Below are 15,130 nucleotides of genomic sequence, written 5' to 3' on the forward strand. Positions count from 1 at the left end.
GCTTTCATTTATCGCACGGGAATGATGCTTCATCGCTCGCGAAGCTCAGGACTAGCGGTTGGTGTAGAAGCCGGTGGACGCGCCCAGGAGTTCGATCGGCTGGTCCAAGCTCTCCTGCCAGAGCAGAGAACCCATCCACACATTCAGCGGACTGTCCTGCACGGTGAGTTCGTAGACATCTTCGTCGAGCGAGGCATGGTTGTGAACCGCCCAGCCCGGAGCGGAAAGCATCAGGTCGCCAGCTTTCCAGGGATACTTCTTCCCTTCGACGACGCTGTAACCGGAGCCGGCGAAGTAGTAGTTGACCGCCGCGCCCGTGTGGCGGTGAGGGCGATCGACGATGTTCTTCGGCCTGATCGTGAACGTCGCGAAGAAGTTGCTTGTGGTGCCGTTTGTGCGCCCGGTCGCCGCGTTGTACAGCAGGTAGAGACGGCGCCCACGATAGGACTGTCCGAGCGACGCGAGCTTGGCCAGCTCGGCCTTCACTCTTTTCCACGGAAAGTAGAGCGGCTCCGACTTCATGACATCGGGGTTGATCAGCTTCTCGTACGGCATCAGCTGTGCTCCATCATCGGAGATCTGGAAGGTGCCATACGGGCTCTGCGCCGTCGCGTGCTCATCGGTGGACTTCTTCTTGAACTTCTCCGGCTGCGGGTCTTCCTCGACAATGTACACATTCATCTTCTTCAGCAACGGCGAGTTGCTGTAGGTCAGCCGCACCTGCAGCTCGTCGGTGTCGTTGACGTGCTCATAAATTACCCATGAGGGCGTGTTGAATGCATCGTACTGACCGTACTTGATGACCTTGCCGTCGATGTTCGCCTGCCCTCCGCCGCGGATGCAGAAGTTCACGAGTGCGGCGTTGTGCCGGATGGGCTTGGTTCTCTCGCCTGGCTTGAGGACGCAGATCGAAACGCCAATACCGGGCGCGAGGCCTTCCCCCACACCGGTGAGCGGGTTCGCGATCATCGATTCGCGTCTTCCGTTTGCCGGTGCAGGAAGGTTTGCGAGCCGCTCGATCTCGGCGTCGATGGCCTCCTTGGGAATCGTCACCGCTGGAATGAGATCCACTTTCTTCTCTGCCGCACCGGTGTGATCCGCGAAGTAGTAGCTGGTGTCCTGTGCTGTTTCCTGCATCGTGTCCTGCATGGTTATCTCCTATGGAACATTAGATTGCCTGGCTTGTCCGCAAGCGCGGCTGCACTCGTTGCGGAGGTGAAAACTTGTAACCCCGTTGATTGCTTACGGCGTCGCGATAGAGTTGTATGCCGAGGGAGAGATCGGAGATCCCCACCCCCAGAGACTTGAACAGCGTAAGGTCCTCCGCCTCGCCCCGATGGAAGCGCTTGGACACAATCGAGGCGAGAGGCTGAACCGCCTCCCATCCCGCAGCTTCCGAGCCGAAGAAGTCGATCAACTCGCGCGACAGTTTTCGCGCCTGCGGAATACTGTCGGTCACGACTGTAGTAGTGCGCGCGAGTATATCCCGGGCTACCTCAGCGCGACTTGGCACGATGGCGCCGACGGAGTTGATGTGCGCGCCATACTGCACCATGTTCGCGCTCAGAATCGGGTCTTTGGCTCGGGTGGCGAGAGTGATGATTGAGGCGCCCTCAACAGCCTCGCGGACGCTTGAGGCCGCGACCGACTCAATCTCGAACTCGCTCCTGAGACGTTCCACAAATCGAGTGCGCCGGCCTTCGTCTGGGCTGAAGACACGGATGCGCCGAATCGGCCGGACGGCAAGGACCGCCGCGACCTGAGAGATCGCCTGCTTGCCTGTGCCGATGATCGCAAACTCTTCCGCGATTGGGTCCGCCAGCCACCGCGTCGCAACCCCGCAGGCCGCGGCAGTGCGCATCTGGCCCAGTGCGAAGGCCTCAATGATCGCCTTCAGGCTGCCATCGTTGCTATCGAAGAGAAGGAGCATTGGCGTAGCGCCATTCTTCGTGTGCGACCACACCTTGGCGCCGCTGAACCCGGCCACCGGAAAAACAGCCCCGATCGCGTGCAGTGTCGACCCGCCGTCCCACTCCACGTGCGTCTTGATCATGTTCTGCGCTTCGTTCCGCGCCTCGGCTAGTAGACCTTGCTGGAGCGCGTCGATCGCACCGGCAATATCCATCATGGAGACGACTTCGGCTTCGGAGATCCAAACGGGCTTCTCGATCTGGGGGGTCTCGGAGGTCATAGCGCCTCCGCGAAAGGCGACGCGACCGGCGGCGCCAGATTCAGGGCATTCACAATCAGAGCGTGCGACATATAGCGGCCGACCAGCATCAGCACGGCGATCGTCCGTGGAACTCCAATCAAGCGAATCACCGTCTCAAGCTCAGCGTTCGTGTTGTGGCCGTTTCGTTCGACCACGGCGATGGCAAGCCGCTGAACCTCGCGCTCTTCCTGCGACAGCTCCAGGGCAGCATCCGGCGTAACCCGGAGAATGCCAAGGATCCACTCCGCCGAGAGTCCCAGTTTCAACGACAGCCGCTCGTGCTGAACGCGTTCGTAATCGTTGTCCATCAGCCTGGCAATTGTGAGCGATATGACCTCGGTGAGATTTCCAGGCAAAGCATGCTTCAGATACTCGGTGAGTTCCAGAAACGAAAGCAGCGCCTCGGGCTGATGTGCCGTACATTGAAAGAACTCGCCCAGGTAGCCCAGCCGCTCCACCCTGGGTTTCAGGAAAGATGCGAGTTCATCCGGAAGCTCTTCGCGTGAGATTCGGGGAATCGAGCTACTCATGACCGGACACCTTTCGACATCTCGAAACAATGCATATAACGCAGCCGGTTAAACTGGCGCGCTGGATTTCCGTTCAAAGCTTCCACAGCCAATCCGGAAGTGTGAACTCCTTAAGCCTCAGAACCAACTACGGAGCTGAGTGTAGCATGAGGTAGTACATTATACCAATCAAATATTAGTCATTTTTCCACTAGGCTCAGAACCCGTCTCTGATGCGCAGGTCGTCGCTTCGAACTGGGAAATAATTGTTTCCAGGAATGGCATTCTAAGCCATCCCTAGTAAGAATTAGCGAAGGAATGTCCTTCCGTGTCGTTCGACGACTCCGACTTCCAGACGGCGGCGAGGACGCTCCCAAAATGCTAAGGAGCCGGTTGCCGCTTGGCTCCCGCTTCTTTTGACAGGTTAGCGACCTTAAAGGTATAAACTCATTCCATAAAGAAAACCGTGAGGCAGACGAGATTAGGCCGGAGCTGTCATTCGCGCTCGCAGATCTCAGACCGCGCCCCGTTCCCTCACGGATAACCTTTTGTGCCTTAACAAGGAGCTGCCATGCCGATTGCCACCATCAACCCCTTCAACGGAGAGACCGTCCAGGTCTTTCAGCCGCTCTCAGCGGAGCAACTTGACGGAAAGCTGTCCACCGCCGCGGCGGCGTTCTCCCGCTACCGTAGCACCTCCTTCCCGGAGCGTGCGGCCTACATGATTCGCGCTGCCGAGATTCTCGAACGCGATAAGGAGCAGGTCTCCAGGCTGATCACCGTCGAGATGGGAAAGCCGCTGACCTCCGCCGTCCACGAGATTGAGAAGTGCGCCCTCGTCTGCCACTATTACGCCGAACACGCCCAGAAGTATCTAGCCGATGAAGTTATTCCCACCGGTGCCATGAAGAGCTTCGTCCGGTATCTTCCCCTAGGCCCGGTGCTCGCCATCATGCCCTGGAACTATCCATTCTGGCAGGTGATCCGCTTTCTCGCGCCGGCTCTGATGGCCGGCAACGTCGGTCTTCTGAAGCATGCGTCGAACGTCCCCCAGTGCGCTTTGGCCATCGAGAGAATCTTTCTTGAAGCCGGCTTCGCCGAAGGCGTCTTCCAGACTCTGCTGATCGGCACGGGAGAGGTCGATGCGATACTTGGTGATCCGCGCATCGTCGCCGCGACCATCACCGGCAGTGAAGACGCGGGGATCAAGGTGGCAATCGGCGCGGCCAAGCGGGTCAAGAAGGTCGTACTGGAACTGGGAGGCAGCGACCCATTCATCGTGATGCCCAGTGCGGATATCGACAAGGCGGTGACCACCGGTGTACGCGCTCGCGTGCTCAACAACGGCCAGTCCTGCATCGCCGCCAAGCGCTTTATCGTCGCGGCGGAGATCGCCGACGAGTTCGAGCGCAAGTTCGTAGCAGCCATGGAGGCCCTCACCATCGGCGATCCTTTCGATGCCGCCACCGACGTCGGCCCGCTAGCTACGGCGAGCAGTGTCAAATCTTTGCATGACGATGTCCGTAAGACCGTCGATGCAGGGGGCCGTCTGCTCACCGGCGGAAACGTTCTCAATCGACCTGGATTCTTCTATGCGCCCACCGTCCTGACCGACATCCCACTCGATTCTCCCGGGTATCGCGAAGAGTTCTTCGGCCCCGTCGCTTCGTTGTTCCGCGTGGCGGATATCGACGAAGCAATCCATATCGCAAACGACACCCGCTTTGGCCTCGGAGCAAGCGCCTGGACCGAAGACGCGGACGAACGCGAACGCTTCACCAACGAGCTTGATGCCGGTATGGTCTTCATCAACAGCATGGTCGCCTCCGATCCGCGGCTTCCGTTCGGCGGCGTCAAGATGTCGGGCTATGGACGCGAGCTTGCAGCCCTGGGCATCCGTGAGTTCGTCAACGCGAAGACCGTCTTTATCCAGTGACCGGAAACTGCGCATCGATTTCAAACGCCTCAGGGCCCTTTCGCCACGAACGCACGCGGAACTGATACCCTCCGGTGAGTGTTCCTAGCCGATCGAACAAGTCCGATTCGTCGCGCCATGTTTGTCAGGATGTAAGGAGAAGTGCACTTGAAGCGACTTATTGTTGCAATTACAGGCGCATCCGGCGCCATCTATGGGGTCCGAACGCTCCAGTTGTTGCGGGCAGCCGGCGGCGTCGAGGTACACCTGGTGATCTCTCCCTCTGCCGCTCGCACGCTGCTGGCTGAAACCGACTACACCATCGAAGACCTGCGAAAGCTCGGCGACGTGGTGCACAACCACAAAGATATCGGCGCTTCCATTGCAAGCGGCTCCTTTCGCACCGAAGGCATGGTGGTAGTTCCCTGCTCAGTGAAGAGCCTGAGCGGGATCGCGAACTGCTACGACGAAGACCTCATCGTGCGCGCGGCCGACGTCTGCCTCAAGGAACGACGCCGCTTGATACTGATGCTGCGGGAGACTCCGTTCCATGCAGGTCACATCGCGCTGATGGACCAGGCCACCAGAATGGGCGCGATCATCATGCCGCCCATTCCATCGTTCTATAATCGCCCGAATAGCATCGACGATATGGTCAACCAGAGCGTAGGACGCATGCTGGACCTCTTCGATCTCGCCGCCGACATCGTGTCGCGGTGGACGGGGACTGCGCCTCTACCCGCTTTGGGCCCGGAGTAGTACGTCCGTTGCGTCCATGCTTCCAGCGGGAAGAAGAAGCGACCCTCAGTTTCTAAGCTGCACTCATTGCAAAGGCTAAGGGCACGGTCGAAGCCGTGCCCTTAGCCGAGCGGCTTTCATCAGACTAACCGAGGTTCTACTCCGAAACCCTATCGTTCGTGTCCATGTTGAATTTGATCCCGGACTTGGCGAGTTCAGCGACATACATCTCGCGAACCTGAGGATCTTCGTCTTCATACTCGATCATGTTGCCGCCCGTCTTGACGTCCACAGAATCCAGCAGATGCGTGTAGCCGCCGCCACCTAGCCCCTCCATGAACCATCTGCCCTGGCCTCCCCAGTTGGGAGCGATATACCGGGCAGCGTCGCGGCCGGTATTGAAGTGCTGGTGGAACCAGCCGTCCGGCGGAACAAACAGACTTCCATCGGTCCAGTCCACGCGTGTCTTCTCCTTCGCCTCCGAGTAGCGCGTCGACCCCTTCCAGAAGAGGGTGTAGCCCGTTCCGTTCAGAGTGACAACGTGCGACCCTGGCCCGTGCCGGTGCGCCATCTTGTAGGTTCCCGTGGAAAACTCCGAGATGTGCGTCTGCATGGTGTTGTTCGCAAGCTCCAGCTCGATTCTCGAGTTTCCCTTACCGCGATCCGCTGCCCGCTCCAGGCCGATGGTACGAGCATCTGGAACAAAGCTGCCGTGCCAGGTGTGAATGCTCCTTTCATGCTTGTGACCCTTCACAATCTTCGTCAGCATTTTGTCATCGCCGCTCTTCAAAAAGTTTCCTTCCGTGTCGAAGCGATCGCGGAAGACGAAGTCGTTATTGAAGACGAAATCGGTGTTATGGAACAGATCGATCGCCACCGGAGCATTGTTCACGGACAAGAAGCGAGCCGGTTTGCTTCCGAGATTGGTGTGCTTACGCCACAGATTGAGCGGCGGCCCGAGCACACTGCCCGCCTTCCACTTGACGCTGAACTTTTCGCCGGTAGGCGCCCATAGCTGAGTCTCGCCCTCGCCCTCGAGAAAGTAGATGGTCTCCTCGAAGAGGTAACGCTGAGGGTTGGTAGAAGCGCCCGCAGGAAGCTCGCAGACGTAGGCGCAGTTGACTCCCTCTCCCCCAACCAGATTGATGTGAGCCCCGAGTCCCCCCACTCTCTTCCACGGCTGCAGTTCGAGAGCTCTGAGATCTTTGATGGCGAAGTCCCTGTAGACCGGGATGCCTTCCTGATCGAGCCACGCGGCGAACGGGTCAAAGTTCGTCTGGTTCACGTTATAGCCCGAGTCGTGCGCGTCGGCATGTTTCTGCGTGGGATAGGCGTCTGCGGGGGATGGGGATTGCCCGTCCGCAACACCTTTCAGAATCGAGCAGGTGGCGGCAAGAGTGAAGGCGCCGTCCGCCGCACGTTTGACAAAGTCTCGCCGGGAGATTCGCCCGGCCTTGAAATCGATTGCTATGTCTTTTGGACTCTTCACTCATCCTCCATGGCGGCTAAAACAGTCCCGCTGGCCTGCCGCTGTTTCTCGCTAGACGCATGGCAGCTTGATCCAGGACACTGCCGGCTCTTCGGTTGATACGAGCCCCTTGGCACGATTACTACGTAAATGGAAACGTAAGCGTTCGATCCCAAGGTGCCGGAAAACATTTGTCTCTGTAAATCTCCTAAAAGACGAACTTCGCTCCAAACTGAATCTGCCGCGAGGTCGTCAGGGTTGGCGCGGGCAATTGTCCTGCGGAACCCAGAACACCTCCCGAACTGCTAAAGATTTGCGGCGAGTCACTTTGGAAGTTGGTGTGATTAAAGACGTTGAATACTTCGCCCCGGAGTTGCAGGCCGTATCTGTCGTGAACCAGCGGGATGTTCTTGAACAAGGAGCTGTCGACATCGATATATTCGGGTGCGCGCAGTGTATTGCGTCCCAGATTTCCAAGCTCGCCCGGTGCCGGGAAGGAGAAGCAGCTCAGGTTGATGTAGTTCAGAGGCTGGCCGGTATTGATGGGGTTGATCGAACAACCCGGTCCAGGATTGTAATTCGGTCTCTGTCCGCCGGCGCTGCTGTGGGCTCTGCTGTTGCCCGTAAACGCCCGGTCCGAACTCAGTCGCACCGAGAAGGGCTCGCCGGAGTGGATCTGGAAGATGCCGCCTAGCTGCCATCCTCCCAGTACTGCCTTGGAGACGCCGCTCAGTTCGCCGATAGGAATATTCCACTGGCCGTTGACTACGAAGTTGTTCGTGATGTTGAAGTCGGAAACACCCTTGTTGAGCGCCAGATCGAAGGCATACGACGGTCCGACGGTGTTGTTGTATTCATTGTCGCTGAAGGTATCGGAACCCTCATCCATGCTCTTCGACCAGGTGTAGCTGGCCTGAAGTGCGAGCCCGTGCGACAGGCGCCGGCTCAGGTTCACCAGCAGGCCGTGGTAAATCGAAAAGTCGGTATAGACCAACCCTTCGATACGCGAGTAGTTGGGGTTGATCCGCTGAATATTCTTCGAGCTGTTACCGGCAGGGATGGGGAAGTGGAGTTGCCCATTCGCATCGAAGGTGACGAGAGACAGCGGCACCTGATCCATGTCGTCAATGTTCTGCGGGACATGAACTGAATGGGATCCCACATAGCCGATCATCAAAGCGAAGTCCGATGGCAGTTGCTGCTCGACCGTCAGGTTCCACGCCTGGTTGTAGGCCCGCGGTGGATTCTGCTGTACGTAGGTGCCTTCACTTGCACTTGCAGTCAGCAGGTCAAGACCGTTCGATGGGAAAGCGCTCGCAGGAGGAGCGTTCACCACACCCGAGTTGAAGAAAGGAATTGCGTGGGTCCGATTTAGGAAGAAATAAGGCAGCGACAGGATGTCATAAATGCCGTAGGAGGCGCGGAGCGAAGTCTTGCCGGTTCCGAAGACATCGTAGGCCAGGCCCACGCGCGGCGCGAAGTTCAACTTATTGGCGTTGCCGACAAAAGAGCCCCCAAGCCGTTCCGTCGCATCGGTGAGGTTTACCAACGTCGCCACCTTGCCGTTGGCCTCGACCACCGGCGTGTTGTACTCGTACCGCAGCCCGGCGGTGATCGTGAGGCGCTCACTCAAGCGCAGCACATCCTGGCCATAGGCCCCGTAGTAGTCGGTCTTCAAGCTGCGGGCGCCGTTGGTCGTCGGAAGGTCGGAGGAGAATTGCAGCGGTACATTCTGCAGTAGGTCCTGCACCGAGCCGTAGTCCCACTCTCCCAACGGGTTTTGGACCGAGGTAAAGTCGTCCGCGATCCGATTGAAGAGAAACCCGAACTGCAGCGAATTTTTGCCCTTGATCCAGTTTAGATCGTCGGAACCCTGATACGCGATGTAATGAAACAGGTCCGCGCCCGAGGCCCCGAGCCCCCCGGCGGTAGCGACGTTGCCTGCCGTGATCACGCCCACCGGCTTGCCCGGCACAAACCCAAGCGTGGTATCAGTCGCCAGCGGCGAAACCGCGGATATATCCTCGGAATCGGACGCGAATGTGTAACTGACTCCTAGGTGCGCCGTGTTCAAAAGGTTAGGGGTGAGGAAGTTCTGCAGCGTGACGATGGCGTTGTCATGACTGGCCCGCGATCCGACCAGCTTGATGTTGAAGACGTCCGGAGCCACAAGCGATGAGGTATCCCACTGATAGCTGGTCGAAAGGATGGTCTTGGGAGAGAGGTGGAAGTCGACTTTTCCGACCGCGTAGTACTCCTTGCCTGTCTGGGCGCCGGAGAAGTTGTAAAACGCCGTGCCGTCACCATTGTCGGTTCCGTTTGCGACCGGGAAGAGCGGCAGGAACGGCTGAATGGCAGGAGCGATCGCGACTGTAATCGTTCCCGGCCCGTTGGGATTCGGAACCACTCCAGTCCTGGCCGAATTCGATATCGTGAGCGACCTCTCAGACAAGCCGAGGAGCTGGTTCAGGCCTTCGAAGTTACCGAAGAAGAAGATCTTATCCTTCTTGATGGGTCCGCCAACCGCAACCCCATACTGATAACGGTGAAAATCGGGGATCGTCGGGCCGTCGAAGTAATTGCGCGCATCGAGAGCGCTGTTCCGGAAGAATCCGAAGCCGGTCCCGTGGAAATCGTTGGTCCCCGATTTGAACGCCGCGTTGATGACGCCGCCTGAGGTCAGACCATACTGCGCGGAGAAGCCGCTGGTGAGGACCGCAAACTCACGTACGGCATCCACGCCGAGGTTGATGTTCAGCGCGCTTCCCGGACTACCGTTCGAATAGTCGTTGACGATCAGTCCATCGGCAAGATACAGGTTCTCCGTTGGCCGGTTTCCGTTGATGTAAAGGTTCTCGCCGTTGCCTCTGGCTGCGCGCGAGTTGGTCGGCGATCCCTGCGTCGCCTGCTGTCCGAGGCCGCCAGTGACTCCTGCCTGCAAGGTCGCAAGCTGCAACCAGTCGCGCCCATTCAGAGGAAGTTCGCGAATCGCGTGCTCGCCAACAAGTCCGCTCACCGTCGGGGATGTCGTCTCCACCTGCTGCGCCTGATCGGTGACCACGACGGTCTCCGAAACATTGCCAAGCTGGAGAGACAAGTTCACCGTGAGCGAAGCTCCGACGGTCAGATCGATGCTTGGTCTAACCTCCGCCTTGAAACCCTTTGCGGTGGTTTCAATCTTGTAGCTTCCCGAGGGCAGCCCGGGAAACTGGTATTGCCCCGCACTGCCGGTCGTCAGACTCTGTTGCGCTCCGGTTCCATTGTTCGTGATCTTAACCGCAGCGCCCGCGATGGTCGCACCGCTGGAATCGGTCACTACCCCGAGAACCGAGCCGTTTGCTCCCTGGCCAAGTGCAGATACACTGCCGGCCAGCAGGAGAATGCAGAGTGCGATTGTCTGTAGAACTGACGTTATTTTTATAGAGTTCATTGCGCCCCTGGAGAGTGTGACTGGATGCCGCGATTGATTCTCAGCATCGTGTCGTCCACCTTCAATCATGGGCTGAGCTTATACCTTTCGAAATGGAACGCTGTCAAGGAGGAAATGTGCAGCCGCGTTTCGGCTTCTCTGCGAACTCTTGAGTTTCGAGGCTGTAACGCAATTTGGACGTTATAAATCCCGCAAACCGCTGTTATATTCAACGGAGCCACCGCAAGCTGCAGGCCCGGGCACAATGCCGCGCCGCTTCGAGTCCCACCCGGCTGCGGTGTTTTGGTCCAGAACGAAAAGATTTGGTTGTACCATTACTAAGCGGTGCTAGACTGATGTTTGTAAGGTGGCTGCACTGACCTTTATGCAACTCGAGCGGAGAATCCATGGCGGTTCGCGGACCAGTGGAACCTTTCAAAATTGTAGGGCTCAACCGGGGACGCGTTCACGAACCCGTCGCGGAGCAGATTCGGCAGGCCATTTTCAATGGCTTAATCGCCACCGGCCACAAGTTGCCGCCGGAACGGGAGATGGCGGAGCACTTTCAGACCAGCCGCGTTACGCTGCGCGAGGCCCTTCGCGCCCTCGAGAAAGAAGGTCTGATCACCGTCAAGCGCGGCGCCGGCGGCGGAGCTTTCGTTGCCGATTTCGACCAGGCGCTCCGGGCCCTCACCGAGTCCTTGAACACTGTCGTAAAGCTCGGGTCCGCCAAAAGCGCCCACCTCACCGAGATGCGCTCCATCCTCGAGCCTGAGATCACAAGGCTGGCTACGCTCCGGGCCACAAAGGAAGATGTTGCCGTCATTGAGGCCGTAGTCGATGCCCAGGAACAGGAACTCAAGGCGGGAGAGCTCAGCCGGAAGCTGGATATGGACTTCCACCGCTTCGTGGCGGAAGCCGCTCACAATCCCGTGCTCAATATCGTGGTCAACGCCGTTAACGAATCCATCAAGGACTCCATCCTGCGATCCAAGCGAAGCGAAGAGATGCGAAGACGTGTTGTGAGCTACCACCGGAGCATCTTCGAGGCGATTCGGGCGGGAGACTCCGACCTCGCCAGAAAGATTATGTCGGAGCACGTCGTCGATGTGCAGTGCCACCTGGAAGCCTCGGACGGAGCCTAGCTTCGCCAGTGGCGAAGTCGGACTCAGCCGGTGATCTCTATCTGCGTGAAGATCTCGCTGCTCCCAAAGGAAAGAGACCGATGGACAGACGAGCGACGGTCGATGTTGCAGGACTGATCGACAACACCCCGTTGGACTGGTTTCATGCGATCGTCCTGATGAACACGTGCATGGTCATGTTCTTGGAAGGCTACGACATGCAGGTGACCTCGTATGCGGCGCCTGCCATCATCAAAGCCTGGCATCTTACGAGCGCGCACTTCGGCCCCGTCTTCGGATTCGGCTTGCTCGGCTATTTCCTAGGCGCCACCATCCTTGGCCACCTGGGGGATCGCTTCGGGCGCAAAAAGGTCATCCTCGGTGGCTCCCTGTTCTTCGGCGCATTCACATTCGGCGCAGCCTTTGCCACCTCCCTGACGCAACTCTTGATCCTCAGGTTCCTGGCAGGCATCGGCATAGGCGCTTCCATTCCAGCAGCCATTGCACTGACGGTGGAATACGCTCCCGCTCATTTGAAGGCGCGCATCATCAGCTTTTTGTTTCTCGGTTACACCCTGGGCGCGACCCTCGGCGGTTTTATTGCGGTGAAGCTTATTCCTGCGTTTGGATGGCCTGCCGTGTTCGTCGTGGGCGGCATCGCGCCCCTGGTTCTTGCTGCCATAGGGTTGTTCACCCTGCCGGAATCGGTCCAGTTTCTCGCTCTTCTGCAGGATCGCCCTCAGCGTGTTCAGGCGATTCTCACCAGATTCCAACGCGGTTTGCGCTTCAGCGATGACACCAGATTTTTCGTTGCGGAGCAGAAGCATCGTGGCCTGCCGGTCAAGCAACTCTTCGCGAACGGCCGCGCCGTCATGACCATGCTCCTGTGGACCGGCTTCGCCTCAAGTCTTTTGGCCCACTACTTTCTGACGAGCTGGTTGCCGACGATCCTGGCCGGAGCCGCGGTGCCTCTGTCCTACGCCATCATCTCGGGCGCGCTGCTGCAAGGGGGAGGAGGTATCGGCGGCCTGCTCCTATGCTGGCTGAGCGACACGAAAAGCGTTCTGTTTATCGCGCTCGCCTTCTGCCTCGCTTCGCCTTTCATTCTGTTCATCCCGCACGCGGGCGGTTCTTCGCTCATGGTCCTTTGTTTTCTTACAGGCTTCTTTCTGGTCGGCGGTCAGATTGGATTGAATTCGATCGCAGGAACGATGTACCCAACCGATATCCGCGCCACCGGAGCCGGGTGGGCTCTCGGTATCGGACGTATCGGATCGATCGTGGGGCCAGTTCTGGGCGGCGTGTTCCTTTCGATGCGCGTCCCCACCCAGACGCTGTTTCTGTATACGGCGTTGGTACCGGTCGTATGCGCGGCCTCCATCGCGCTGCTTTGGAAAATTTCCGCCGCAGTAAAACCCGCCGCCTCCCCGATTCCTTCGTAAGTGACGATCCGCGCCGAGAGAACAAGCATGAACTCCACCGACACGCCGCAAGACAAGCAGACCGGTTCCACGACGGGGAAGCAGGAAGCCGCAACACCGCGACGCGAGTTGAAGCAGCGCTATGACGGTTACGCGAAGGTGACCGGAAGCGCCAGATATGCGACCGAGTTCCAGATGCCCGGCGCGGTCTACGCCTTCCTGGTCCAGAGTACGATCCCGAAGGGTACGATCGCCTCGATCGATCGTGCCGCTGCCGAACGTGCTTACGGCGTTCTCGCCGTGCTGACTCCCTTCAACGCTGCACGGCTTCCTATGCCTCCTTCACAGTCGCATGCGCGCCGTGCTGTCAGCCTTCTACAGGATCGAGCCGTGCACTACAACGGGCAGCCCATCGCTGTTGTCGTCGCCGCGAGTCTGGACCAGGCGCGGCATGCCGCAACGCTGCTCAAGATCGAGTACATTTCGGAGCCTCCGCAACTCGATTTCATGGGCCGGCTTGACCAGGGCCGTCCGCTGAAGCAACCTACGCGCGAACCCGCCGACTCCAGGCGCGGCAATCTCGCAGCGTCGATGGCCAGGGCGACGGTCACGCTGGAGGAGACCTACACCACGCCCATCCAGAACCACAACAGCATGGAGACACACTCGACGCTGGCCTGGTGGGAAGGCGAGAAGCTGAACGTCTACAACTCCACCCAGTCGATCGAAGTCGACCAGCAGGCGCTGGCGTCGACCTTCGGCATACCTCTTAGCAATGTCCGCGTGCAGTGTCCCTATACCGGCGGCGGGTTCGGGAGCAAGGGATCCCCCTGGTCGCACGTCTTTCTAGCCGCGATGGCTGCGAAGACGGTGGGCAGGCCGGTGAAGCTGGCGCTCGATCGCAACCAGATGTTCGGGCCTGTCGGCTCGCGTCCCGCGACAGTGCAGAAGATCAGGCTCGGTGCGTCGGCGGACGGCAGGCTGCTGGGCGTCGAGCACAACGTCATTCTGACTGCCTCGGTGATGGAAGACTTCCTCGAGCCATGCGCGGCGCAGACCCGGATGCTCTACTCCAGCGAGTCCAATGCGACGACCCACCGGTTGGTCGATATGAACCTCGGGGTGGGCACTTATATGCGTGCACCGGGAGAGGCTTCGGGCAGCGCGGCCGTTGAATCTGCACTGGACGAACTCGCCATTAAGCTGAAGATGGACCCGGTCGAGCTGCGTCTGATCAACTATGCCGAGACGGACGAGGGCAGGAATCTGCCGTTTACCTCGAAGCACCTGCGGGCGTGCTACGAGCAGGCGGGGACCCGATTCGGTTGGTCGAGCAGGAACTCAACCCCGGGTCAGAGGCTCGAAGGCAATGCACTGATCGGCTATGGAATGGCTACGTCGACGCGACGCGCTGGACGTTCCGAAGCGGAGGCGGTCGTGCGGATCCTTCCGAACGGACGCGTCTTCGTGGGTGCCGGCACGCAAGACCTTGGCACCGGCACCTATACGATCATGGCGGATACAGCCGGCAATGAACTCGGCCTCGATCCTTCACTAGTGGAGGTCAGGCTGGGCGACTCGGCGCTTCCCGGCGCCCCAGGTTCCGTCGGATCGCAGACTGCTGCGAGCGTCTGCCCCGCTGTACGCCTGGCCGCGATCAAGGCTCGTTCTCGATTGATTGGCATGGCTTTGGGCGATCCCGCCTCTCCGCTTCATGGCAGGAATGCCGAGGAGATCAACGTTGGCGAGGGACGTATCTTCGTGACGTCCGACCCTTCTATCGGCGAGAGCTTCGCAGAGAGGATCGGACGCAACGGAGGCGACCCGGTAGAGGCGATCTCGAGCGCCGAACCGGAAGCAGGCGCGGCTAGGTACAGCGCCTACTCCTTCGGCGCAGTCTTCGTCGAAGTTGCCGTGGATCGCAGTACCGGCATGGTCAAGGTCCGGCGCGTCGTGGGCACCTACGATATCGGCACGCTGATGAACCAGATGACAGGGCTCAGCCAATTGATCGGAGGCGTTGTCTGGGGAATCTCGTTCGCCTTGCAGGAGGAGGCGCACATCGACCCGTTCTCGGGCCGCACTGTGAACGCCAATTACGCTGAGTATCACGTCCCGGTCAACGCGGATATAGGCGAGATCGACCTGACGGTGCTGAACATTCCCGACACACGGTTCAGCCCCCTGGGCGCGCGCGGCATCGGCGAGGTCGCAACAACGGGAGTCGCCGCAGCCATTGCCAATGCAGTCTACAACGCGACCGGGAAACGCGTGCGAAACTTTCCCATCACGGCCGACAAGATAATGGCCACTGCGGGAACGACTGCTTGAGCA

General features: G+C 59.2%; 10 protein-coding genes. 5 read left to right on the plus strand and 5 right to left on the minus strand.

Annotated elements, in window-relative coordinates:
• Positions 1-51 precede the first annotated feature (51 nt).
• The 3 genes from RBB81_RS21455 to RBB81_RS21465 are packed head-to-tail and all read right to left on the minus strand — an operon-like array spanning position 52 to position 2,742.
• On the minus strand, positions 52-1,149 hold the full coding sequence (locus RBB81_RS21455) for a cupin domain-containing protein (RefSeq protein ID WP_353072068.1): 1,098 nt from the start codon (positions 1,147-1,149) through the stop codon (positions 52-54).
• 19 nt (positions 1,150-1,168) lie between these two features.
• Complete coding sequence (locus tag RBB81_RS21460) at positions 1,169-2,191, minus strand: ornithine cyclodeaminase family protein (RefSeq protein WP_353072069.1); 1,023 nt, start codon at positions 2,189-2,191, stop codon at positions 1,169-1,171.
• Positions 2,188-2,742, minus strand: coding sequence for a hypothetical protein (locus tag RBB81_RS21465; RefSeq protein ID WP_353072070.1), 555 nt, complete (start codon positions 2,740-2,742; stop codon positions 2,188-2,190). Before RBB81_RS21465 ends, RBB81_RS21460 begins: the two co-directional genes overlap by 4 nt.
• Positions 2,743-3,292: 550 nt before the next feature.
• Here RBB81_RS21465 and RBB81_RS21470 point away from each other — a divergent pair.
• Positions 3,293-4,657: an NAD-dependent succinate-semialdehyde dehydrogenase gene (locus tag RBB81_RS21470; RefSeq protein ID WP_353072071.1), complete on the plus strand. Its 1,365-nt coding sequence runs from the start codon at positions 3,293-3,295 to the stop codon at positions 4,655-4,657.
• A 147-nt stretch (positions 4,658-4,804) separates the two neighbouring features.
• Positions 4,805-5,395 carry a UbiX family flavin prenyltransferase gene (locus tag RBB81_RS21475; protein WP_353072072.1) on the plus strand — a complete coding sequence of 197 codons (591 nt, stop codon included), beginning with the start codon at positions 4,805-4,807 and terminating at the stop codon, positions 5,393-5,395.
• A 136-nt stretch (positions 5,396-5,531) separates the two neighbouring features.
• On the opposite strand, the gene RBB81_RS21480 is transcribed toward RBB81_RS21475, so the two are convergent.
• Together RBB81_RS21480 and RBB81_RS21485 are read right to left on the minus strand one after the other, a co-directional pair.
• Entirely contained in the window at positions 5,532-6,863 is a 1,332-nt protein-coding gene (locus tag RBB81_RS21480; protein ID WP_353072073.1) for a cupin domain-containing protein, read from the minus strand.
• 187 nt (positions 6,864-7,050) lie between these two features.
• A complete protein-coding gene (locus RBB81_RS21485) occupies positions 7,051-10,272 on the minus strand; it encodes a TonB-dependent receptor (RefSeq protein ID WP_353072074.1) in 3,222 nt (1,073 codons plus the stop codon).
• A 386-nt stretch (positions 10,273-10,658) separates the two neighbouring features.
• Between RBB81_RS21485 and RBB81_RS21490 the strand changes: the two genes are divergently transcribed.
• The 3 genes from RBB81_RS21490 to RBB81_RS21500 all read left to right on the plus strand — a co-directional run bounded on the left by RBB81_RS21490 (position 10,659) and on the right by RBB81_RS21500 (position 15,127).
• The gene (locus tag RBB81_RS21490; protein ID WP_353072075.1) at positions 10,659-11,396 is read left to right on the plus strand and encodes a FadR/GntR family transcriptional regulator; all 738 of its coding nucleotides are present in this window, start codon (positions 10,659-10,661) and stop codon (positions 11,394-11,396) included.
• 80 nt (positions 11,397-11,476) lie between these two features.
• Positions 11,477-12,817, plus strand: coding sequence for an MFS transporter (locus RBB81_RS21495; protein WP_353072076.1), 1,341 nt, complete (start codon positions 11,477-11,479; stop codon positions 12,815-12,817).
• Between the two features lie 27 nt (positions 12,818-12,844).
• A complete protein-coding gene (locus tag RBB81_RS21500) occupies positions 12,845-15,127 on the plus strand; it encodes a xanthine dehydrogenase family protein molybdopterin-binding subunit (protein WP_353072077.1) in 2,283 nt (760 codons plus the stop codon).
• The last annotated feature ends 3 nt before the right edge of the window (positions 15,128-15,130 follow it).

The organism is Tunturibacter gelidoferens (assembly GCF_040358255.1).
In the GTDB taxonomy this organism is placed as follows: domain Bacteria; phylum Acidobacteriota; class Terriglobia; order Terriglobales; family Acidobacteriaceae; genus Edaphobacter; species Edaphobacter gelidiferens.

Excerpts from the sequence above, each read along its gene's own strand:
- RBB81_RS21455 (WP_353072068.1), bottom strand. The coding sequence starts at position 1,149 with ATGCAGGACACGATGCAGGAAACAGCACAGGACACCAGCTACTACTTC.
- RBB81_RS21460 (WP_353072069.1), bottom strand. The coding sequence starts at position 2,191 with ATGACCTCCGAGACCCCCCAGATCGAGAAGCCCGTTTGGATCTCCGAA.
- RBB81_RS21465 (WP_353072070.1), bottom strand. The coding sequence starts at position 2,742 with ATGAGTAGCTCGATTCCCCGAATCTCACGCGAAGAGCTTCCGGATGAA.
- RBB81_RS21470 (WP_353072071.1), top strand. The coding sequence starts at position 3,293 with ATGCCGATTGCCACCATCAACCCCTTCAACGGAGAGACCGTCCAGGTC.
- RBB81_RS21485 (WP_353072074.1), bottom strand. The coding sequence starts at position 10,272 with ATGAACTCTATAAAAATAACGTCAGTTCTACAGACAATCGCACTCTGC.
- RBB81_RS21490 (WP_353072075.1), top strand. The coding sequence starts at position 10,659 with ATGGCGGTTCGCGGACCAGTGGAACCTTTCAAAATTGTAGGGCTCAAC.
- RBB81_RS21495 (WP_353072076.1), top strand. The coding sequence starts at position 11,477 with ATGGACAGACGAGCGACGGTCGATGTTGCAGGACTGATCGACAACACC.
- RBB81_RS21500 (WP_353072077.1), top strand. The coding sequence starts at position 12,845 with ATGAACTCCACCGACACGCCGCAAGACAAGCAGACCGGTTCCACGACG.